This window comes from Jiangella muralis (assembly GCF_001270745.1).
GTDB lineage: Bacteria > Actinomycetota > Actinomycetes > Jiangellales > Jiangellaceae > Jiangella > Jiangella muralis.
Genome location: NZ_LFXL01000037.1, coordinates 33,426 through 55,853 on the forward strand (window position 1 = coordinate 33,426; position 22,428 = coordinate 55,853).

A 22,428-nucleotide genomic window follows, 5' to 3' on the forward strand; every position below is an offset into this window, starting at 1 on the left:
ACCAATGCTGGATGAAACGCGAGAAGCAGCCGCGGCCGTCAGCGGACCAGCCGGAAGAACGTCCTGATCTCGTCGACGACGATGTCCGGCTGTTCGAGGGCGGCGAAGTGGCCGCCGCGGGCGGGCTCGCTCCAGTGCTTGATGTTGGTGAACCAGCGCTCCGCCCATCGCCGCGACGGTCGCTGCCGCTCCTTCGGGAACACCGTGCACCCGGTCGGGACGTCGACGGAGACGCCGGTGCTGCCGGAGATCCACTCGTCGACCTGGCGGATGCTCTCCCAGTACAGCCGCGCGGCGGACGCACCGGTGGCGGGCAGCCAGTAGAGCATGACGGCGTCGAGCAGTTCGTCGCGGCTGACGACGGTGTCGAGCGAGCCGTCGTGGTCGGCCCAGAACCAGTACTTCTCCGCGATCCACGCGCACAGCGCCGCCGGCGAGTCGACCAGCCCGTAGCCGACGGTCTGCGGCCGGGTCGACTGCTGGCGGGAGTAGCCGGAGCCCCACTCGTCCGCCTCGCGCAGGTCGTCCAGCGCCGACCGCTCGGCGGCGGTGAGGTCGTCGAACGTGGCGGGGTCGGGCGGCGCGAGCGGCGGCATCAGGTGGATGCCGGCGACGCGGTCCGGGTGCGCGACGCCGAGCAGCGTCGACACCGTCGTGCCCCAGTCGCTGCCCTGGGCGCCATAGCGGTCGTAGCCGAGGCGGTCCATCAGCGTGGCCCAAGCGGCGGCGATGCGCTCGATGCCCCAGCCGGTGCGGGCCGGCCGGTCGCTGAACCCGTAGCCGGGCAGCGACGGGACGACGACGTGGAAGGCGTCGGCTGGGTCGGGTGGATCGGTGAGCGGGCCGATCAGCTTGCCGAACTCGAGGATCGAGCCGGGCCAGCCGTGCGTCAGCACCAGCGGGAACGCGTCGTCATGCGGTGAGCGGACGTGCAGGAAGTGGATGCCGAGCCCGTCGACCACCGTCCGGAACTGTGGCAGGGCGTTCAGCCGGCCCTCCGCCCGCCGCCAGTCGTACCCCGTCGCCCAGTAGTCGCAGAGGTCGCGCAGCCAGTCCAGCGGAACACCCTGCGACCAGTCGTCGACGGTGGCCGGCTCCGGCCAGCGGGTGGCGCGCAGCCGGGCCCGGAGGTCGTCCAGCTGGGATTCGGGGACGTCGATGCGGAACCTTTCCACGCCGGCCAGCCTATTCGGGTGGGCTTCATCCGCTCCTCACCGCCGCGATGGCTGCTCGTGCCCGGCGGCCGTTAGCGTCCCCGGCACCGCCGCACTCGCGCTCGGCGGCGCCGTGCGCTCGCCGGTGCGACCACCGCGGGCGCGGCGGACGAGGACCGGCCGCTGCGGTTCACAGGCGACGGCGCGTTCAAGATCGTCCAGTTCAACGACACCCAGGACGACGAGCGGATCGAGCGGCGCACCATCGAGTTGATGGAGAAGGTCCTCGACAGCGAGCAGCCCGACCTCGTCGTCCACAACGGCGACAACATCACCGGCGGCTGCGCGAACGCCACCGAGATGAGGCAGGCGATGAACAACGTCGTCCAGCCGATGGAGCAGCGGCAGATCCCGTGGGTGGTCACCTACGGCAACCACGACGAGGACTCCACGCCGGACACCGGGATGGACGAGGAGGACATGCTCGCCTTCTACCGGTCCTACGGCCACAACCTGAATCAGCCCAGCCCGCGCGGCGTCACCGGCTCCGGCACCATGAACCTGCTGATCCGCGGCGCCCGCGGCCAGCGTCCCGTCTTCAACCTGTTCCTGCTCGACAGCGGCCGCTACGCCCCGTCGACGATCGCGGGGCAGGACTTCGCCGGCTACCCGACGTGGGATTGGCTGCGGATGAACCAGGTGCACTGGTACACCGAGACGTCCGAGCTGGTCGAGAAGCGGGCCGGGCAGAAGGTGCCGGCGCTGATGTTCATCCACATCCCGCTGTGGGAGTACCGCTTCATGTGGTTCGCCAGCGTCGACAGCCGCACCGCCGCCGACCACGAGCGCGCCGTCGCCAAGCACGGCATCATCGGCGAGCGCAACGAGGACGAGTGCCCCGGCCCGTTCAACTGCGGCATGTTCTCCGCCATCCTCGATCGCGGCGACGTGCGCGGCGTCTTCTGCGGCCACGACCACGTCAACACCTACGTCGGCGACTACTACGGCGTCCTGCTCGGCGCCGGCGACGTCGACATCGAGACCCACTTGGTGTTCGCCGGCGACCTCGGCATCGACCTGACCGCGAACGACCAGAGCATCGACCCGCTGCCACTGCCCGACGGCCGGCGCCGCAAGTAGACGGTGTCAGCGGGTCGCGGCCAGCGCGACGAACGGGTCGAGGGCCGCAGGGTTGCGCAGCGCCTCGCGGCTCACGGCCGCCTCCGCCGCCACCCCGGCGAGGATCCGCTTCACCGGCACCTCGCACTTCTTGCCGGTCAGCGTCCGCGGCACGTCGTCGACGACGACGAAGCGGTCGGGGACGTGCCGGGGCGACAGCTCCGCACGCAGCGACGACCGCAGCTCCGGCTCGACCTCGCCGAGCGTGACCCCGGGCGCCAGCACCAGGAAGCAGATCAGCTCACCGTCCGGCGACGCGGCACCGGACGTGTCGATGACCAGCGAGTCGACGACGGCCGGATGGCCCTCGACGACCCGGTAGAACTCCGCCGTCCCCATGCGGACGCCGCCGCGGTTGAGGGTGGAGTCGCTGCGGCCGTGGATGATGGCGGACCCGTGTGGCGTGATCGTCACCCAGTCGCCGTGCCGCCACACCCCCGGGTAGTCCTCGAAGTAGGCCGCCCGCAGCCGCGAGCCGTCGTCGTCGCCCCAGAAGGAGACCGGCATGGACGGCAGCGGCGCCGTCAGCACCAGCTCGCCGACCTCGCCGATGACGGGGTGCCCGGCTTCGTTGAACGCGGCCAGCGCGGCACCGAGCGCGGGCCGGGACAGCTCGCCCAGCCACACCGGCACGTCCGGGGCCGGACCGACGAACGCCGTGCAGGCGTCGGTGCCGCCGGAGAGGCTGGCGATCTGCACGGACGGGCCCAGGTTGCGGCTGAGCCAGCGGAAACCGTCGGTCGACAGTGGCGCACCGGTGCTGCCGACCGCCCGCAACGCCGGGAACGCCGACGGGTCCAGCGTCAGGCCGTCCTTCAGGCAGGCCTGCACGAACGGCGCCGACGTCCCGAGGACGGCGACCCGCTCCTCGGTGGCGAGATCCCACAGCGATCGCAGCGACGGATACCCGGGACTGCCGTCGTACAGCACCACCGTCGACCCGACCAGCAGCCCGCCGATGAGGAAGTTCCACATCATCCAGCCGGTCGTGGTGAACCAGAAGAACCGTTCGCCGGGCTTCAGATCCAGTTGCAGGCCGGCCGCCTTGACGTGCTCGAGCACGATGCCGCCGTGGCCCTGGACGATCCCCTTCGGCAGGCCGGTCGTGCCGGACGAGTACAGCACCCAGAGCGGGTGGTCGAACGGCACCGGCGTGAACTCGAGCGCCGCGCCGTCGTGCTCGGCCAGCAGGTCGTCCCAGCTCAGCGCATCGGGCACGGACGTCCCCACGAACGGAAACGCGACCACGGCGCGTAGGCCGGGCAGCTGCGCCCGCAGCGCCGCCACCGTCGGCCGGACGTCGACCGTCTTCCCGTTGTAGACGTAGCCGTCGCAGGTCACGAGCACCGTCGGCGAGATCTGCGCGAACCGGTCGGCCGCCGCCCGCACGCCGAAGTCGGGGGAGCAGGACGACCAGACGGCGCCCAGGCTGGCCGTCGCCAGGAACGCGACCAGTGTCTGCGGCGCGTTGGGGACCAGCGCGGCCACGCGGTCGCCGCGGCCGACGCCGAGGGCGGCCAGCGCCGCACGCATGGCCGCGACCTGCCGGCGCAGCTCGCCATGGGTCAGCTCGGCGCGCAGCCCGTCCTCGCGCCGGAACACGACCGCGCCGTCGTCGTCGCCCTTGCCCTCGCCGGGGCGCAGCGCCTGCTCGGCGTAGTTGAGCGTCGCGCCGGGAAACCAGCGGGTCCCCGGCATCGCGACGTCGGGCAGCACGTCCTCGGGCGGCGTGCGGAACTCGACCTCGAAGAAGCGGGCGACGGCGCCCCAGAACTCGCCCGGCTCACCGACCGACCAGCGCCACAGCTCGTCGTAATCGGCGGCGTCGACCAGACCTTCGTCGCGCAGCCGGCGGCGGAACGCGGCGATGCGGCTGTGGGCCACGGCCTCGGGATCGGGCCGCCACACGACTTCGGCGTCGTCGGTCATGCGGCACAACCTAACGCGGGCCGGGCCGGCCCGCGTTAGCCGGGTCACATGTGTTCGACGGCGTCGCCGAGCGGGGTGATGCCGCGGGTGTCGAAGACTCGCTTCGCCGTCTTGGCGATGAGTGTGCCGTCGTAGTCGCTGTGCGGCTGGAGGACGACGGTGAGGTCGGACGAGGCCAGCGCGGCGTCGAGGTCGGTGACCGACTCGAGGACGGCGCCGTCGACCTTCCAGGTGGGGACCTTGGGGTCGTGGAAGATCACGTTGGCGCCGAGCGACGCCAGCCGCTTGGCCAGCGGGACGGCGGGCGACTCGCGCTGGTCGGCGATGTCGGGCTTGTACGTGACGCCGAGCAGCAGGATCGTCGACCCGTTGACGGCCTTGCCGTCGGTGTTGAGGATGTTCTGAATGCGCTGGACGACGTACGCCGGCATGGTGGCGTTGATCTCCTGCGCCAGCTCGACGAACCGGAACGGGTAGCCGAGGCGCTGGCGCACGTTGTGGCTCAGGTAGTTCGGGTCGATCGGGATGCAGTGCCCGCCGACGCCGGGACCCGGGTAGAACGCCTGGAAGCCGAACGGCTTGGTCTTCGCCAGCCGGATGACGTCCCAGAGGTCGATGCCGAGTTCGTGGCAGAACCGCGCCATCTCGTTGACCAGCGCGATGTTGACGTGCCGGTAGGTGTTCTCGAGCAGCTTCGCGGTCTCGGCCTCGCGGGTGCCCTTGGCCTCGACGACGGTGTCGACGAAGCGGCGGTAGAACGTGGCCGCCCGCTCGGTGCAGGCGGCGGTCTGGCCGCCGACGACCTTGGGGGTGTTGCGCATGCCGTACTTCGGGTTGCCCGGGTCGATGCGCTCGGGCGAGAACGCGAGGTGGAAGTCGCGGCCGGCGACGAGGCCGGAGGCCTCCTCCAGCATCGGCCGGACCACCTCGTCGGTGGTGCCCGGGTAGGTGGTCGATTCGAGCACCACCAGCATGCCGGCGGTCAGGTGCCGCCCGACGGTGCCGACCGCGGCCTTGACGGCGCCGAGGTCGGGCCCGCCGTCGTCGGACAGCGGCGTCGGCACGCAGATGACGATGGTGTCGGCCGCATCGAGGTCGGCCTCGTTCGCCGACGCCTGGAAGCCGGCCGCCTTCATCTCGGCGATGTCGGCGTCGGACAGGTCGTCGACGTGCGACCGACCTTCGTTCAGACCTTCGACGACGTGGGTGCTGACGTCGAAACCCATGACTCGCAGGCCCGAGCGGCTGGCTTCCTGCGCCAGCGGCAAACCCACGTATCCCAGTCCAACCACTGCGACATCTGTCGACACTGCTTCGTTCCCGTCCATGTGGCGCTCGTGACCGTGCGACTTTACAGCAGGTCTGAGCATGCGATGTTTCCTGCGGCCCGCGAGAGCCGTCCAGAAGATGAGAACACTCTCATCGAGTTCCCATCGAAACCGGTCTGAACTGCGCTGTTGCGCTGGTAGACATAGTCGGTGCCTGCCGCCTCCGATGCCGTCCGTTCGCTCGAATGGGCCGCTGTCATCGAGCGTACGACGGGCAGCCTGCCGTCCGCACGTGGCGTTGCCCGGTTGCGTCGGCGGCATTTCTTCCACGACAACCGCATCGCCTTCTCCGAGCGGCTGGACGCGGCGGCGGAGTTCCCGTCCAGCGGCGTCTTCGTCGACCAGCGGACGGGGGCATCGGTGCTGGTCGCGGACGGCCGGCCGCGGGTGCGCTCGGCGGCCGCCGCGGACGTCGTGGTCGCCGGGGCGATGCGCACGGCGGAGCAGCTGCGGTTCCGCGCGTTCTACCTCACCGAGGCGGCCCGCACCCTCGTCGTGCAGCAGCGGCTCACGTCCGGGACGCCGACGCCGCTGGTGGCGGGCAGCGCGCACCAGCGGGTGCTGGCCGGCCGGACGCCGTTCGCCGTCCCGCAGGTGCTGGAGAGCGGGTTGTCCGGACGCGGGCCGGCCGGCGGCGCCGTCGCGGACTGGCTGGTCGAGGAGGCGGTCGACGGCGCGGCGGTGCGGCCCGAGGACGCCGCCGACACCGTCGTGGAACTGCTCGCGCTGCTGGCCGAGACGTGGCGGCGGCTGGGCGTGATGCACGAGCCGCTCGGCGACGAGCAACGGTCCCGCGCCCTGGCCGCGTTCACCGGCCTGGCCGAGGACCCGCCCCCGGGCAGCTGGCCCGATGCCCTCGACCGCCCGACGACGCTCAAACGGGCCCGCGCCCTCCTCGACGACGCGCGGCCGCTCACCGTGGGGCTCAGCCACGGCGACCCGGGCCTGGGCAACGTGCTGCGGATGACCGACGGCCGGCTCGCGCTGGTCGACTGGGAGGACGCCGGGCACCGGCCGCTCGCGCACGACGTCCTCAAGGTGCTGATGTCCGCGCCCGAGCCGCGTGCCCTGGCAGCGACGCTGGACGCGCCCACCTCGCTGCGGCCCGCCCTGACCACCGCCGGCGCCGTCCCGTGGCGGCTGCAGGTGGCGCTGGCCCTGCTGCTGTTCCTGAGCGGCTGGCGCAACCGCTACTTCCGCGCCGTCAAGCGGGGCAGCGTCAAGGCCGCCGACCGGCGTATGCACACGATGCTGCGGCTGCTGGACGATCTACTGCCCTGAGCGGCCGCCGGTCGCCGCTGTGCTCGCCGCGTTGGCCGCTTGGCGGCAGTGGGCCGTCCCCCTGCTGCCCATTTTCTCAGCCGCGGCACCGCGCCTCAAGCGGAGCCCAGTGGCGCTTCGCGCGGCGAAGCACCGCTTGACCCGCGGCACCGCGGCCAAGAACGGGCAGCTATCAGGGGGACGGGGGAAGTGCGGGCAGAGCCCGCCCGGTGCGCCGTGCGCCGTTTGCCTGACTGCCGTCCCCACCGACCCTGGCCGTGCGCGGCCACCGATGGTTGGCGGATTACTGGCCCCCTGGGCCCACCAAACTGCCAACCACGAGCGGCCAGTGAGCGGCCGTCTCAGCGGGCCGGGGGCAGTTTGGCCCGCGGCGCGCAGGCGGCGGTGAAGGCCGAGCCGGTGCTGAGGTGGTAACGCCACTGCGACTCGCCGTTGCCGCAGCGGCCGCGGTAGCCGAGGTCGGCGTCGCCGTCGCCGTCGATGTCGCCGACGGAGATGCCGAAGTGGGCGGTGCTGCCGTCGGGCTCGGCCCAGAAGGCGTCGCCCCAGCTGCGCACCTTGAAGCCGTTGTCGCCGCTGACGTGCATGCGCCAGCACGGTTCCGGGCGGGAGCCGCAGGCGCCGCGGTAGAGGACGTCGTCGCGGCCGTCGCCGGAGAAGTCGGCGACCAGGAGGCCGTACACGTCGGACTCGGTGGTCCAGGCGGCGGCGTCGCCCCAGGAGGAGACCTGGAACGACTCGCCGTCGCTGCCGAGCATCCGCCAGCACGGCTCGCCATCGGGGCCGCAGCCGCCGCGGTAGAGCAGGTCGTCGCGGGCGTCGCCGTCGAAGTCGCCGACCTGGATACCGAACTGGGTGGTCTCGGCGGTGACGGAGCCGAGCCGGGCCCACGGCCGGGGCGGCGCGAACCCGTCGTCGCCGGCCAGGGCGACGCGCCAGCAACTGCCCTGGTCGCGGCAGGTGCCGGCCCAGGCGAGGTCGTCGCGGCCGTCGCCGTCGAAGTCGCCGACCTGGACGCCGAGCCGGGCGGCCAGCTGGGCGCCGCCGACGTGCGCGGGCCACTCCTGGATCTCGACGCCGTTGCCGGCGCTCAGGTGCGCCCGCCAGTACGGGTCCGCGTCGTCGTCGCGGACCAGCTGGACGAAATCTTCCCGGTCGTCGCCGTCGAAGTCGCCGCGCAGCACCCCGGCGAACGGTTCCTCCCACTCCGGCGCCGCACCGCAGTCGCTGGTCCGGACGTCGCCCAGGTGCGAGATCAGCGCGGCCTGGCTGTTCCCCTGGACGCAGAACTCGGCGGCGCGGTCGGTGGAGACGGAGATCAGCCCGCCGTCGACGAACGCGTTGCCGCCGATGAACACGTCGCTCTCCGGTGCGCCCTGCTGGCCGAGGATCTCCGCGTCGCGCCAGTACGTGACGCCGCAGTAGTGCCGGCAGCCGGTCGCGCCGCGCATGTCGATGGTGTTGTCGCGCAGCGACACCCGGCGGAACACCTCGGGCATGTTCGAGCTGGCGTAGACGTAGCTGAGGATGCCCGACGAACGCAGCCGGTTGCCGACGACGAAGGTGTCGGTCTGGTTGCGCAGCTTCATCGAGCCGCCGGCGGGCGACGCGTCCCAGCCGTCGGCGCGGTTGCCGACGATCGACAGCCGCCGGCTGCCCCACGCGTACAGGCCGTGATCCTGGCAGAACTGGCAGCCGGCCGGCGCGCCGATGCCGGGCGTGCGCCGCCACACGTTGCCGTCGACGATGACCTCGTCGTTGCCCTGGGCGATGGCGAGGTCGTGGCCCCAGAAGTTGATCGCGGTGCGGAACCAGCCGTCCGGCACGGACGGGTCGAGGTCGGCGGTGGTGCCGAACCAGGAGTCCTTGACGACGGTCAGCCGAGTGCTGTCGGAGACCACGCCGCGGCCGGGGTGCGCGCTGTCGCGGAGGAACTCGCAGCCCTCGACCGTGACGCCGACGGTGTGCCGCAGCAGCACGTACGCGACGCCCCACTCGCTGCCCACCGGCCCGTTGCGGAACGTGCAGTCGCGCAGCGTGACGTCGGTGACGGAGGTGTGGTCGTCGGAGCCCTTCAGCTCGATGCGGACGTTGTCGAACTCCAGCCCGCTGATGGTGACGTCGCTCAGCTCGTCGTGGGCGAGCGTGACGCCGTCCTCGCCGGAGCCGCGCAGCACCACGCGGGCGCCGTCGGCGGCGGTGTAGTCGCGCCCGGACCGGAACCGGACGGGCCGCTCCAGCTGGTAGACCCCGGCGGGGAAGACGACGGTCTGGCCCGGGTCGGCGGCGTCGATGGCGGCCTGGACGGCGTCCGCGGCGCCCCGGGCGGAGGCGAAGAACACGCCGACGTCGACGGTCTTCGACGGGGGCTGGCGGACGTCGCGTGGCGCGGACGGGTCACCGCCGAGCCAGCCGGGCGCCCAGCCGGTGAGGAGGGTCGCCGCCAGCACCGTCGCCACAAGGATGCCGACCGCACGCCGCAAGCCTCGCTACCTCCCGATCGACCGCAGGTCGTCTTCGAGTATGCCCCGGACGGCCGCGGACGAATCCCCGATCAGCGGTTCTTCAGCGGTTCCCACCACGACCGCTGGTCGCGGTACCAGCCGACCGTCCCGGCCAGCCCGGCGGCGAAGTCCTGCCGCGGCACGTAGCCCAGCTCGGCGCGGATCTTGCCGTGGTCGACGGAGTAGCGCCGGTCGTGGGCGAGGCGGTCCTCGACGTGGTCGACGCGGTCCCAGCCGACCCCGCAGGCCTCCAGCAGCAGGCCGGTGAGCTCCTTGTTCGTCAGCTCGCGGCCGCCGCCGATGTTGTAGATCTCGCCGGACCGGCCGCCCGAGCGGACCAGCTCGATGGCCTGGCAGTGGTCGTCGACGTGCAGCCAGTCGCGCACGTTGAGGCCGTCGCCGTACAGCGGCACGTTCAGCCCGTCGAGCAGGTTGGTCACGAACAGCGGGATGACCTTCTCGGGGTACTGGTACGGACCGTAGTTGTTCGAGCAGCGGGTCACCGACACTGGAACGCCGTGGGTGCGGTGGTAGGCGAGCGCGACGAGGTCGCTGCTGGCCTTGCTGGCGCTGTACGGCGAGTTCGGCGCGAGCAGGTGGTCCTCGGTCCACGAGCCGGACTCGATGGACCCGTACACCTCGTCGGTGGACACGTGCACGAACCGGTCGACGCCGTGCCGCCGGGCCGCGTCGAGCAGCGTCTGGGTGCCGACGACGTTGGTCTGGACGAACGCGGCGGCGCCCTGGATGGAGCGGTCGACGTGGCTCTCGGCGGCGAAGTGGACGACCTGGTCGGCCGCGGCGACGAGCTCGTCGACCAGCCCGGTGTCGAGGATGTCGCCCTTGACGAAGGAGAACCGCGGGTGGTCGGCGACAGGCTCGAGGTTGGCCGGGTTGCCGGCGTAGGTGAGCTTGTCGAGCACGACGACGTCGGCGCCGTCGAGGCCGGGATAAGCGCCGGACAGTGCCTGGCGGACGTAGTGCGAGCCGATGAAGCCGGCCCCGCCCGTGATCAACAGCCGCATCTCGTCCCCTCCTGGAGCGGTCCCTGTCGCGGGCTATCGTAGGCGCTCATGCGAGGAATCATCCTGGCGGGCGGCTCGGGAACCCGGCTGCATCCGCTCACCATGGCGGTCAGCAAGCAGATGCTCCCGGTCTTCGACAAACCGATGATCTACTACCCGCTGACCACCCTCATGCTGGCCGGCATCCGCGACATCCTCGTCATCACCACGCCACACGACGCGCGGCAGTTCCAGTCGCTGCTCGGCGACGGCTCCGACCTGGGCATCTCCATCACCTACGCCCAGCAGCCGAGCCCCGACGGGCTGGCCCAGGCGTTCGTCATCGGGGCCGATTTCGTCGGCTCGGAGCACGTGGCGCTGGTCCTCGGCGACAACATCTTCTACGGTGCCGGCCTCGGCACCCAACTGCGCAAGTACACCGAGATCGACGGAGGGCTCGTTTTCGCCCACCACGTCGCCGACCCCACCGCGTACGGCGTCGTCGAGTTCGACGGCGACGGCCGGGCCATCAGCCTGGAGGAGAAGCCGGCGCGGCCGCGCAGCAACTTCGCCGTCCCCGGCCTGTACTTCTACGACAGCGACGTCGTCGAGATCGCCCGCGGCCTGGCCCCGTCGGCGCGTGGCGAGCTGGAGATCACCGACGTCAACCGCAGCTATCTCGACCGCGGCGCCCTGCACGTCGAGGTGCTGCCGCGCGGCACCGCCTGGCTCGACACCGGCACGTTCGACAACCTCATGGCCGCCGGCGAGTACGTCCGCGTCATCGAGGCGCGGCAGGGCCACAAGATCGGCTGCCCCGAGGAGGTGGCCTGGCGCCTGGGCTTCATCGACGACGACCAGCTGCGGGTCCGCGGCGAGGCGCTGGCGAAGTCCGGCTACGGCGACTACCTCGTCGGGCTGCTCGACGGAGCGCCGGTGTGAGCGGGCCGAAGATCGAGCCGCTGTCCGTGCCCGGCTCGTGGGTCGTCACGCCGCCGCAGTTCGGCGACGACCGCGGCGTGTTCCTCGAGTCGTTCCGTGGCGACCTGCTGGCGCCGCACGTCGGCCACCGCCCCGACATCGTCCAGACCAACCTGTCCGTCTCGGCCGCCGGGGTGCTGCGCGGCCTGCACTTCGCCGACGTCCCGCCCAGCCAGGCCAAGTACGTCACGTGCGTCAGCGGCGCCGTCCTCGACGTCGTGGTCGACCTCCGGGCCGGGTCGCCGACGTTCGGGGCCTGGGACTCCGTGCTGCTCGACGACGCCGACCGGCGGGCCGTGTACGTGGCGGAGGGGCTGGGGCACGCGTTCCTGTCGCTGGCCGACGGCTCGGCCGTCATGTACCTGTGCTCGACGCCGTACGCGCCCGGCCGCGAGCACGGCGTCGACCCGCTCGACCCCGAGCTGGGCATCGACTGGCCGACGACGGACCGCGCGGGCCGGCCGATCACCCCGATCCTGTCCGAGAAGGACCGCGCCGCGCCGTCGCTGGCCGCGGCACTGGAGTCCGGGCTGCTGCCGGACTACGCGGCAACAAAGGAGTTCTACGCGGCGCTCGCGGCACAGTAACGTCGGCCGGACACCCCGCCGACGTTGGAGGACCGTGTCCGAGCCCGCTGCCCAGCCCCTGCTCGCCTCCGCGACCCGCGCCGTGCACCAGCTGCGCGACCTCGGCGACCCGCTGCCCGCTGACGTGACCGCCCGGCTGGCCGAGCTGACGGCCGGCCCCGCCGCCGAGATCGAGGCGCTGCTCCGTCCGTACGTGCTGGTCGAGGTGGGCGTCGACGAGCACGCCGGCACGGTCACCCGGCCCGGCGCCGCGCCGCCGCGGCTGGTCCAGCACGGCTGGACCAGCTTCCTGGTGCGGGTCGCGAACCCGCACCGCATCGAGGGCCGGCTGAACGGCACGACGTCCGGTGTGTACGGCGTCATCGACCACCGCAGCCACTCCGCCCGCATCGCGCTGCCCGACACCGTCGACAGCGTGCCGCGCATCAAGGACGCCTGGCTGCAGACGCGGCTGGCGACGTCCGGCGAGTTGTCCGGGCTGGAGGCCGAGTACCACGTCATCAGCGCGTACAGCCGCGACGGCGGCCGCCGCTCCGCCGAGCTGGCGTTCACGCTGGCGGTCGAGGACCGGCCGCCGAGCCTGACCCGCCCGCCGGGGAACCGGGCCGCGATCGAGATGATGATGACCGCGACGGAGTACGGCGCGACCATCGAGTTCGAGAGCCGGCCGGCGCGGGAGATCCGCCTCGACGTCCGCGAGCCCGACGGCGCCAGCAGCATGGCCGCCGTCACCGTGCGCGACGCCCACGGCCGGTCGTACCCGTCGACGGCGATGCGGCTGGCGCCGGACATGTTCTTCCACGAGCACGTGTACCGCGCCACCGGCGAGGTCGTCGTCCTGCCGGACGGCGAGTACGAGATCTCGGTGCGGCGCGGGCCGGAGTACCGCCCGGTCACCCGGGACGTCCGCGTCGAGCCCGGCACGGACGCCGTCGAGCTGCGGCTGGACCGCTGGGTCGACCCCGCCGCGCACGGCTACTACTCCGGCGACCCGCACATCCACGCCGGCGGCTGCTCGCACTACAACGTGCCCAGCGAGGGCGTCACGCCGGAGACGATGATCCGGCACGTCCGCGGCGAGGGCCTGTGGCTGGGCAGCGTCCTGACCTGGGGGCCTTGCTACTACCACCAGAAGCAGTTCTTCAGCGGCGAGTCGATCAGCCCGCCGGCGCTGCTGGAGAACGAGGCGATGCAGCAGGCGCAGGGCATGACGTGGTCGCCGCGGCCCACCGACCGCGACGACGAGAGCGCGCTGCGCTACGACGTCGAGGTGTCGGGCTTCCCGTCCAGCCATTCCGGGCACGTCATCCTGCTCGGCCTCACCGACCAGGACTATCCGGGCACGCAGCTGATCGAGGACTGGCCGTCGTGGAACCTGCCGATCATGCGGTGGGGGCGGGCACAGGGCGCGCTGACGGGGTACGCGCACTGCGGGCTCGGGCTGGCCGCCGGCACCGACGAGCTGCCGAACCACGTCGTTCCCGGATTCCAGTCGATCGGGTCCAACGAGATCGTCGTCGACGTCCCGCTCGGCGCCGCCGACTTCCAGGCCGGCGCCGAGCTGGCGCCCGCGGCCGAGCTGAACATCTGGTACCACCTGCTCAACGTCGGCTACAGCACGCTCATGCTGGGCGAGACCGACTATCCGTGCATCTACGACGACGGCCCGGGCGTCGGGCGCACCTACGTCCGGCTGCCGTCGCCGCCGCGAGGGCCGCGGGCGCTGGAGGCGTGGCTGGACGGTCTTCGGGACGGCGCCTCGTACTTCGGCGACGGCCGCAGCCACGTCTTCGACTTCGCCGTCGACGGCGACACCGCGCGGGATCAGCGGGTGGCCGAGCCGGGCCCGGTCCGTGTGACGGCGACCGTCGCGGCCTGGCTGCCGGAGACCCCGCCACTGCCGCCGGAGCCGGGACGCCCCGCGTACAGCGCGCCGGTCGGCTGGCACCTGGAGCGGGCCCGCATCGGCGGCGGCCGCGAGGTGCTGCTCGAGCTGGTGGTGAACGGTTACGCGGTGGCGTCGCAGCGGGTGCTCGCCGACGGGGCCGAGCGGGAGGTCGCGTTCGACGTGACGCTGGAGCGCTCGTCGTGGGTGGCGCTGCGCATCCTGCCCAGCGTGCACACCCAGCCGATCTTCGTCGAGGCCGGCGGCCGCCCGATCCGCGCCTCGAAGCGCAGCGCCCAGTGGCTGCACGACTCCGTCGACGCCCTGTGGACGGCCAAGTCCGGGTTCATCCGCGCGGGCGAACGGGACGGGGCGCGGGCGGCGTACGACCAGGCGCAGGCCATCTACCAGGGCCGTCGCGACGAATCCGAGGTGGACGGATGAACGGCTGCTGCGGCCCGGTCGACACCACGGCGCCGATCGCCGTCACCATCAACCCGGAGGCGCGGGTGAACGTCGCCCGCACCGCGACGCGCCTCGGCGTGCTGGCGCCGGGCGACTGGCACCCCGTCGACGTCACCATCGTCAACGACGGCTACGTCACCGGCCCGCTGACCATCGAGAGCGCCCCGGTGCCCGGCGTCGAGCTGGACCTCCCGGTGCACGTGCTCACCGGCGAGCCGCGTCAGGACGGCGGCTTCCGGGTCCGCTTCGACGCGCCCGCCACCGTCGACGTCACGCTGACGTTCCGCGCGCTGGCGGCGCTCGGCGGCCTGGCGCAGCACAGCACGATCAGCCTGCTGCTGCGCTCGTCCTAGCTGGCGCCCCCGTTCCATGATCATCAACCTCTCGCGTCGTGATAGCAGCTCAAAAGGTTGATGATCATGGGCGGGTCCTTGCGATCCGTGCTCCCTTCGGCCGATCACCCCTGCGTCACCCGATCGTCGCTGTCGTCAGATCGGACTTTGCCCCGCTCTAGCGAGGAAAACGCCCACCCGACAACGCCAAAGGGACCGCGCCGGGCTAGCCGAGGGGGAGGACGGCGGGGGCGGCGTCCGCCAGCGCCTCGTCCCACGGGCGCAGCGGCGGCAGCCCGGCCCGGGCCCAGCCGTCGTGGCCGAGGACGGAGTAGGCGGGCCGCGGCGCTGGGCGCGGGAACCGGTCCGTTGTGGTCGGGCGCACGCGCCCGGGGTCGAGGCCCAACTGCGCGAAGACCGCCCTGGCCAGCCCGAACCACGTCGTCTCGCCGCCGTTCGTCGCGTGGTAGACGCCGGCCGGCGCGCCGGCGCGGGCCAGCTCGACCAGCCGCGTCGCCACGTCCATCGACCACGTCGGCTGGCCACGCTGGTCGTCGACGACGTCGAGGGTGTCGCGATCGGCGGCGAGCCGGGCCATCGTCTTGACGAAGTTGCCGCCGTGCTCGCCGTACAGCCACGCCGTGCGCACGACGTACCCGGCGCCGGGCAGCGCCGACAGCACCGCCCGCTCACCGGCCAGCTTGCTCCGTCCGTACGCCGACCGGGGCGCGGTGGGCGCGTCCTCGGGGTACGGCGACGTGGCGGCGCCGTCGAACACGTAGTCGGTGGAGACGTGCACCAGCCGGGCGCCGTGCCGGGCGCAGGCCGCGGCCAGGTGCGCCGGACCTGCGCCGTTGACCGCCGTGGCCGCCGCCTCGGCCGTCTCGGCGCCGTCGACGTCGGTCCAGGCCGCGGTGTTGACCACGACGTCGTGACCGCGGACGGCGTCGTCGGCCGCGCCGGCGTCGGTGATGTCGAGCTGCGCCCGGCCCAGCGCCGTGACCTCGGCGCCGTCCAGCACCGTCGCGACGTCGCGGCCCAGCATGCCCGCCGCGCCCGTGACCAACCACCGCACTTGGGCACCTCCCAGCCTCGTCGAACGTCTAAGATACCGAGCGTCCGAACGCGTCCGATGCACTTGGGTCCGAATGGCCTGGGGCACCAGGGTCATGATCGTTCCCAAGGAGTTCTGCGCATGAAACTGCCGGTCGGCAGGGTCCGTCGATTGGTCAAGAAGGTACTGCCGCAGGCGTACCTCGACGACGTCGCGCGGCGCCGCCGCATCGCCTCCGCTATCCGCGCCAGTGGGCTGTTCGACGCCGACTGGTACCGCGAGCAGCTCACCGAGGCCATTCCGTCCGGGGTCGACCCGATCGACCACTACGTCACGGCCGGCTCGGCCACCGACATCTCGCCGAACCCGTGTTTCGTCAGCGAGTGGTACCGCGACCACCCCAAGAGCCCGAAGAAGCTCGACGTCGCGCCGTTCGTCCACTACATCAACCGCGGCATCGCCCGCGGGCTGTCGCCGCACCCGCTGTTCGATCCCGAGTTCTACACCGAACGGCACCCCGACGCCGCCGCCCACCGCGGCGGCCCGCTCGGCCACTACCTCGAGACCGGGTGGAAGACCGGTGCCCAGCCCAGCGCCGCCTTCGACGTCGAGGTCTACACCTCGAACTTCGGCGACGTGCAGGGCCCGCCGCTGGCCGACTTCGCCCGCCGCACCCGCCGGCTCATGCGCGACACCCACGGCTGGGAGCACCTGCCGCGCACCGCCGACAGCTTCGACCACGAGGCCTCCGAGGCGTTCAAGCGCCGCGTGGTCACCGAGTACGCCGGGCGTGCCGAGGAGCCGCCGCTCGTCACCGTCGTCATCCCGACGAAGGACCGGCGCGCGGGCGTGCTCACCGCCATCGAGTCCGTCGCCGCGCAGACCTACCGCCACTGGCAGCTGATCGTCGTCGACGACGGCAGCACCGACGGCACCGCCGAGGCGATCGAGCCGCTGCTGGCCGACGAGCGCATCGAGCTGGTCCGGCGCGACCGCGCCGGCGGCGTCTCCGTGGCCCGCAACGCCGGCCTGGCGCAGGCCCGCGGCGAGTACGTCGCGTACCTCGACAGCGACAACGTGTGGACGCCCGACTTCCTCGAGGTCATGGTCGCGTTCGTGCGCACCCGGTCGCTGCGGTTCGGCTACGCCGTCTCCGAGCTGGTCGAGGAGAAGAAGAACGGCCGCGTCGGCTACCGGTCGCTGCCGTACAACCGCGCCGCGCTGGTCGAGCGCAACTTCATCGACTGCATCGTCGTCCTGCACGAGCGGTCGCTGCTCGACGAGGTCGGCGCGTTCGACGAGAACCTGCGCCGCAACGTCGACTGGGACCTGTTCATCCGGATGTCCGCGGTCACCGACTTCGAGCTCGCGCCGTTCGTCGCCACCCGCTACGACGCATGGGAGCAGCGCAGCGACCGCATCACCATCAACGAGCTGTTCGGCTACCGCTTCGTCATCCGGGCCAAACACCTGGTCGACTGGGACGCCGTCGACGCCGGGCTGGCCGCGCGCCGTCCGGGGTCGGTGTCCGTCGTCATCCACGCCGGCGACGACGCGCAGGCCGTCACCGCCACCGTCGAGCGGCTGCTCGACGGCGCCGGCGACGACCTCGAGGTGGTCGTCGTCGACGCGAAGTCGTCCGATGCCGAAGCCATGCGGCTGCAGTTCCTGCCGATCCGGTTCCCGAACGTGCGGGTGCTGCGGCAGACCCAGCGGCTGTCGACGGAGCTGTCGCGGACCATCGGCGCTGCCGAGTCCACCGGCGAGACCGTCGTCTTCCTCACCCCGTCGACCTGGGCCGAGGCGGGCTGGCTGGAGCCGCTGACCGCCGCGCTCGCCGACGGCGCCGCGGCCGCCCAGCCGCTGGTGCTGCTGCGCGACGGCACGGTGTGGTCGGCCGGCGTCGCGTTCGCCCGCGGCGCGCACCCGCACAACCTCTACCGGCGCTTCCCCGGCGACGCGCCCGAGGTGGTCACGCCGTCGACGCCGGCCGGGCTGACGCCGGTCGCGCTCGCCGTCCGGGCCGCCGACTTCGCCGCCGTCCGCGGCTTCGACCCGCTGTTCGTCAACGACATCGACAACCCCGACCTCAGCCTGCGGCTGGCCCGCGAGACCGGCCGTCCGCTGCGCCACGTCCCGTCCAGCATGGTCGCACTGGCCGAAACGCCGGAGCGGCGCACCACGGCGTCGGCGACGACCACCGCGACCGACAACCAGGAGCTGTTCACCGGCCGCTGGAAGGAGACCGTCGCACAGGACGACGTCGCCGTCTGGGGTGACAGTGGCTACGCCATCGTCGGGTACGACGGCGAGGCGCCCACCCACTGGGGGTTCGACCCGATCGTCGTGCACGACCGCCCGGAGCGGCCGCTACGCTGGGCGATCAAGATCGGCGCACCCGACGTCACCCGGCGCACCAACTGGGGCGACTGGCACTACGCCATCGGCCTCAAGGAGGCGCTGGAGCGGCTCGGCCACGAGGCCGTCATCGACGCCAAGCGGGCCTGGTACCGGCCGACCGGCCGCTTCGACGACGTCGCGCTGGTGCTGCGCGGGGTCAGCGTCTACACGGTGAACCCGCAGCAGACCAACCTGTCGTGGGTGATCAGCCACCCGGAGCGGGTCACCCGGCGCGAGCTGGCCTCCTACGACGCCGTCTTCGCCGCGTCCACCGGCCTCGCCCGGCGGATGTCCACCGACCTCGGCGCGCCCGTGCGGCCGCTGCTGCAGGCCACCGACCAGTACCGCTTCCACCCCGTCCCCACCGACCCCCGCCGCCGCCACGACGTCCTGTTCGTCGGCAACGCGCGCGGCATGCGAGCCTCGGTGGGCACCGCGCTGGAAGCCGGCATCGTCCCGTCCGTCTACGGCGTGCGCTGGCGCGGCCTGCTGCCCGAGGGCGCCTGGCTGGGCGAGTACATCCCCAACGAAGACCTCCCCGCCGTCTACGCCGGCGCCGGCGCCGTGCTCAACGACCACTGGGACGACATGAAGGCCGAGGGCCTGATCTCCAACCGGCTGTTCGACCTCGCCGCCTGCGGGGCGCGGGTGGTGACCGACGACGTTCCCGGTCTGCACGACGTCTTCGGCGACGTCGTCCTCACCTACTCGACGCCGCAGGAACTGGCCGCCGCGGTGAACCTGCACCTCGCGGAGACACCTGAGCGGGCGGCCGCGCGGGAGAAGCTGTCCGAGCTGGTGCGGCGGGAGCACTCCTTCGACGCCCGCGCCGAGGAACTGGTCGAGACGGTGCGCAAGCTGCAGGCCGAGCGGGAGTTGGCCGGGCCGGCCTGACAGTTCACCGGGGTCCGCACGTGGGCCGTCCCCCTGGCGCCCGTTCTTGGCAGCTATCAGGGGGACGGGGGGAAGTGCGGGCAGAGCCCACGCTGTTCGCCGTTCGCCTGGCTGCCGTCCCCACCGACCCCTGACCGTGCGCGGCCACCGATGGTTGGCGGATTACTGGCGCCCTGGGCCCACCAAACTGCCAACCACGAGCGGCCGGCGGCATTTCTCCCTGGCCAGCTCTGTATGGCGGCACGAGGATTCACGTACTCGGACCCCATCGTCGTTCCTGTCGGTGCGCCGTTGGGTGTCCTCGACTCCCGGGGCCGTCTTCGATGGCGAGAGTCGTGTTCCGGGTGCCGTTTGGACGATTCTGGCCATCGAAGACGGCCCAGATCGTCGACGTCACACGTCTCGTGCACCCGGCGCGGGTGAAGTGAGGCGTGCCCAGACCGCCCCCTTCCCCCTGATAGGTGCCCGTTCTTGGCTGAGAGAATGGGCGCCAGGTGGACGGCCAACGTGCGCCGCCGGCGAACCTGGCGAACTCAGGCGGTCCGGGCGAAGTACGACGCGTAGCCGGCGTCGACCCTGCCGGTGCCGCCGACCTGCCGCCCGCCCGCCCGCAGCGCCGCGTCCGTCCCGGCGGCGTCACGAACCGCCCGCCGTACGCCGAGGTCGTGGACGGCGTACCCGTCGTCGCCCACCTCGACCGTCGCCAGCGGGTCGTCCAGCTCCGCCAGGCCCAGCGCCAGCGCATCGGCCGGCGAGCCGAGCACCGTCGCCGCCGTCAGCACGGACGCCGGCCGCTCGGACGGCGAGCCGGGCGCGCGCACCGTGGTGTCGAGCACCGGCAGGAACGTGCGCCGCACCCGGACCCCGCTGACCGGCCGCTGGCCGTAGCCGCGCCCCAGCACGAGGTCCTCGACGTGCTCAGGGGCGTAGCTCAGCCCGGGCGCCGGCAGCGTGACGAGGTCGGTCTCGCAGCCTTCCACCGCCCGCCGCCGCGCCTCGGCACCGTCCGCGATCACCACCGTCAGCGCCGGCCACGTCTGGCGGCGCAGGTCGCGCAGCAGCGCCGGTGCGCCGGGCGGCACGACGGCCGTCACCGACGGCCGCGACGAGGCGACGCCCGCGGCGGCCGTCGCGGCGCGCAGGGCGGCTCGCCGGGCCGCGACCGACCAGCTCTCGCGGTGGCCCGCGTCGGCCAGTGTCGACGGCGTCAGCGTGGCCACCAGGTCGCCCAGCACCGGGCCGAGCAGCCGGCGGACCACCACGGGGAGGTCGGGCGCGTACACAGGGACGCCGCCGACCAGCAGCTGACGCAGGAATCCGGCCAGCTCGACCGGTCCGGTCGCCGCGCCGAACGGCACCTGGACGCCCGCGTACGGGCGCAGCAGTTCGAGCGCGGCGGCGCCGAGGACCGCGGGCCGGCCGAGGTCGGCCAGCCGGGTGCGCCCGGCGTACAGCCGCAGCCCGCCGGACGACGTGGTGCGCAGCGTCGCCAGCGGCCGGGGCGGCGCGCCCGGGCCGTCGTCGTCGAACGGGTCGAATCCGGTGGGGGAGACCAGCATGGTGTTGACGGCCGGCAGCGGCGCCGCGACGACGGCGTCGGCCGCCGCCCGGAGCGCGGCCGGGTCGAGTGTGGCCAGGACGGTCCAGTTCGGGGCAAACGGCTCGACGATCGGTGCTGGTGGGAGGTCGGTTTTGGTCGGCATCACACGGCCCGGTAGGTTCTCAGCGTGGCGCCGCCCGGAGGGCGGCGCACCCACACTACCCGGCTCCAGCGGAGGAACGATGTCGCCCACGGCCCGGACACCGGTCGCCGTCCCCCGGCAGGAATGGACCACCGTCCAGGCACCCGATCTCGGCACCTGGACGCCGTCCCTGACGGTGACGGTGGTGCTGCCGGCGAAGGACTGCCAGGACGAGCTCGACCTCACCCTCGCCGCCCTCTCGGCCCAGACCTACCCGGCCGGGCTGATGGACGTCGTCGTCGTCGACGACGCCTCGGCGGAGCCGTTGCGGCTGCCCGCCGTCCATCCCGAGCGGGCCTGCGTGCTGCGGCTGCCGCCCGGCGACGGGCACGGGTCCGGGCGGGCGCGGCACGCCGGCGCCGAGGCGGCCACCGGCGACATCGTGCTGTTCCTCGACGCCGACATCGTCGCCACCCGCACCCACGTCGAGGCGCACGCCCGCTGGCACCACGTCCTCGCCGACGCCGTTGTGCTCGGGCACAAGATGTTCGTCGAGTTCGACGACATCACCGCCGCCGACGTCCTCGCCGCCACCCGCGACGACACGTTCGACCAGTTGCTCGATGGCCGCAAGCAGAAGAAGCACACCTGGCACGAGGACTTCATCCGCGAGGCCGCCCGGCTCACCGCGTACGCCGACGACACCTTCATCGCCGTCGTCGGCGCCAGCGTGTCGGCGCCGCGTGCGCTGTACGCCGAGAGCGGCGGCTTCTCGACCTTCGGGCTGCGGGGCATCGTCGACACCGAGTTCGGCTACCGCATCTTCACCGCCGGCGCCGTGCTCGTCCCGGAGCCCAGCGCCCGCAGCTACCACCAGGGCGCCCGCAACTTCGCCACCCGTGGCGACGAGATCAAGCGCGAGCGGTCCGGCCTCGCGGCCAACCACCTGCCCATCCCGCTGTTCCGCCCCTCCGACGTCGGGCGCATGTGGCAGGTGCCGGTTGTGCACGCCGTCGTCGACGCCACCAGCGGGACGCCCGAACAGGTCCAGGTCACCGTCGACTCCATCCTGGCCTCGGCCTACACCGACCTCGTCGTCACGGTGTCGCCGAACAAGGAGCTGCCGCGCTGGGTCGAGGACTACTTCGCCGCCGACGCCCGGGTCCGGTTCGCGCCGGAGCCCGTCCGCACCGGCTTCCCGGCGCCGTTCTCGCTGGTCGTGCCCGCTGGGGTGGCCATCGGCCGGTCGGCGGTGGGTTCGCTGCTGGCGCTGTCGTCGTCCGAGCAGGCCGGGATGGTCCGCGCCACCGTGTCCGACGAGCCCGGCCCGCCGGTCGAGCTGTGGGCCACCCGGGCGCTGCACCGCGCGCGCCGGCACGCCGGCGCCGACGGCCTCGACGAGACCGCGCGGCAGCTGTTCGGGGTGCACTGGGTCAGCGGCGCCGAGATCGGCGTCCGCCCCGCCGTCGTCGGCGTGACGAAGCAGGGCATGCTGCACGAGGGCTCGGCCGGCTGATCACGCCCGCCGCAGCGCGCCGGTGAGCAGGTAGCGCCCGGCGATCAGGAACGTCGGCACACCGCTGACGCCGACACGGCGGCCCAGCTCCGCGTCCAGCCCTGCCTCGGCGCCGAGCCGGACCACCCCGGCCCGGTCGGAGATGATCACGCCCTCGCCGGCGTCCGGCTGCAGCCCGAAGGCGCGCAGTCGCACCTGGACGTCGGCGGCGCGCTCGAAGCCGGCCAGCGCGAGGTCGAACGGCTGCGTGAGC

The 22,428-nt window shown here is 72.8% G+C and carries 17 protein-coding genes; 8 read left to right on the forward strand and 9 right to left on the reverse strand.

The window, feature by feature from the left end:
• Positions 1-38: 38 nt before the first annotated feature.
• Together ACW62_RS26665 and ACW62_RS35985 are read right to left on the reverse strand one after the other, a co-directional pair.
• Positions 39-1,175, reverse strand: a complete 1,137-nt coding sequence (locus ACW62_RS26665; RefSeq protein ID WP_053207160.1) for an epoxide hydrolase family protein — start codon at positions 1,173-1,175, stop codon at positions 39-41.
• Positions 1,176-1,211: 36 nt separating this feature from the next.
• Positions 1,212-1,472 (reverse strand): hypothetical protein, encoded by a 261-nt coding sequence (locus ACW62_RS35985; RefSeq protein WP_240477430.1) that lies wholly within the window; start codon positions 1,470-1,472, stop codon positions 1,212-1,214.
• Here ACW62_RS35985 and ACW62_RS26670 point away from each other — a divergent pair.
• On the forward strand, positions 1,404-2,294 hold the full coding sequence (locus tag ACW62_RS26670) for a metallophosphoesterase family protein (RefSeq protein WP_420843621.1): 891 nt from the start codon (positions 1,404-1,406) through the stop codon (positions 2,292-2,294). The genes ACW62_RS35985 and ACW62_RS26670 overlap by 69 nt on opposite strands.
• Positions 2,295-2,300: 6 nt before the next feature.
• On the opposite strand, the gene ACW62_RS26675 is transcribed toward ACW62_RS26670, so the two are convergent.
• A complete protein-coding gene (locus ACW62_RS26675) occupies positions 2,301-4,262 on the reverse strand; it encodes an acetoacetate--CoA ligase (protein WP_053207162.1) in 1,962 nt (653 codons plus the stop codon).
• A 44-nt stretch (positions 4,263-4,306) separates the two neighbouring features.
• Entirely contained in the window at positions 4,307-5,590 is a 1,284-nt protein-coding gene (locus tag ACW62_RS26680) for a nucleotide sugar dehydrogenase (RefSeq protein WP_276202977.1), read from the reverse strand.
• Between the two features lie 246 nt (positions 5,591-5,836).
• Between ACW62_RS26680 and ACW62_RS26685 the strand changes: the two genes are divergently transcribed.
• A complete protein-coding gene (locus ACW62_RS26685; RefSeq protein ID WP_053207164.1) occupies positions 5,837-6,871 on the forward strand; it encodes an aminoglycoside phosphotransferase family protein in 1,035 nt (344 codons plus the stop codon).
• A gap of 341 nt (positions 6,872-7,212) precedes the next feature.
• Here ACW62_RS26685 and ACW62_RS26690 read toward each other — a convergent pair whose 3' ends face one another.
• A complete protein-coding gene (locus ACW62_RS26690; protein ID WP_157575001.1) occupies positions 7,213-9,354 on the reverse strand; it encodes an FG-GAP-like repeat-containing protein in 2,142 nt (713 codons plus the stop codon).
• A 71-nt stretch (positions 9,355-9,425) separates the two neighbouring features.
• Positions 9,426-10,400, reverse strand: a complete 975-nt coding sequence (gene rfbB, locus ACW62_RS26695; protein WP_053207166.1) for a dTDP-glucose 4,6-dehydratase — start codon at positions 10,398-10,400, stop codon at positions 9,426-9,428.
• Positions 10,401-10,448: 48 nt separating this feature from the next.
• On the opposite strand from rfbB, the gene rfbA reads away from it, so the two are divergent.
• From rfbA to ACW62_RS26715, 4 genes are read left to right on the forward strand one after another with little or no spacing between them, the layout of a single operon-like run.
• Complete coding sequence (rfbA, locus tag ACW62_RS26700) at positions 10,449-11,321, forward strand: glucose-1-phosphate thymidylyltransferase RfbA (RefSeq protein ID WP_053207167.1); 873 nt, start codon at positions 10,449-10,451, stop codon at positions 11,319-11,321.
• Entirely contained in the window at positions 11,318-11,947 is a 630-nt protein-coding gene (gene rfbC, locus ACW62_RS26705; RefSeq protein ID WP_053207168.1) for a dTDP-4-dehydrorhamnose 3,5-epimerase, read from the forward strand. The genes rfbA and rfbC overlap by 4 nt, the downstream gene beginning before the upstream one ends.
• A 34-nt stretch (positions 11,948-11,981) precedes the next feature.
• Positions 11,982-14,276 carry a CehA/McbA family metallohydrolase gene (locus ACW62_RS26710; RefSeq protein ID WP_053207169.1) on the forward strand — a complete coding sequence of 765 codons (2,295 nt, stop codon included), beginning with the start codon at positions 11,982-11,984 and terminating at the stop codon, positions 14,274-14,276.
• The gene (locus tag ACW62_RS26715) at positions 14,273-14,650 is read left to right on the forward strand and encodes a hypothetical protein (protein WP_053207170.1); all 378 of its coding nucleotides are present in this window, start codon (positions 14,273-14,275) and stop codon (positions 14,648-14,650) included. Before ACW62_RS26710 ends, ACW62_RS26715 begins: the two co-directional genes overlap by 4 nt.
• A gap of 205 nt (positions 14,651-14,855) precedes the next feature.
• On the opposite strand, the gene rfbD is transcribed toward ACW62_RS26715, so the two are convergent.
• Positions 14,856-15,704, reverse strand: coding sequence for a dTDP-4-dehydrorhamnose reductase (rfbD, locus tag ACW62_RS26720; protein ID WP_205629628.1), 849 nt, complete (start codon positions 15,702-15,704; stop codon positions 14,856-14,858).
• A gap of 120 nt (positions 15,705-15,824) precedes the next feature.
• On the opposite strand from rfbD, the gene ACW62_RS26725 reads away from it, so the two are divergent.
• Positions 15,825-18,977 carry a glycosyltransferase gene (locus ACW62_RS26725; RefSeq protein WP_157575002.1) on the forward strand — a complete coding sequence of 1,051 codons (3,153 nt, stop codon included), beginning with the start codon at positions 15,825-15,827 and terminating at the stop codon, positions 18,975-18,977.
• Between the two features lie 533 nt (positions 18,978-19,510).
• Here ACW62_RS26725 and ACW62_RS26730 read toward each other — a convergent pair.
• Positions 19,511-20,680 carry a hypothetical protein gene (locus ACW62_RS26730; RefSeq protein WP_053207172.1) on the reverse strand — a complete coding sequence of 390 codons (1,170 nt, stop codon included), beginning with the start codon at positions 20,678-20,680 and terminating at the stop codon, positions 19,511-19,513.
• A 79-nt stretch (positions 20,681-20,759) separates the two neighbouring features.
• On the opposite strand from ACW62_RS26730, the gene ACW62_RS26735 reads away from it, so the two are divergent.
• Complete coding sequence (locus tag ACW62_RS26735; protein WP_053207173.1) at positions 20,760-22,175, forward strand: glycosyltransferase family 2 protein; 1,416 nt, start codon at positions 20,760-20,762, stop codon at positions 22,173-22,175.
• Here the strand turns inward: ACW62_RS26735 and ACW62_RS36405 are convergent, their stop codons facing one another.
• Entirely contained in the window at positions 22,176-22,370 is a 195-nt protein-coding gene (locus tag ACW62_RS36405; RefSeq protein WP_053207174.1) for a hypothetical protein, read from the reverse strand.
• Between the last annotated feature and the right edge of the window lie 58 nt (positions 22,371-22,428).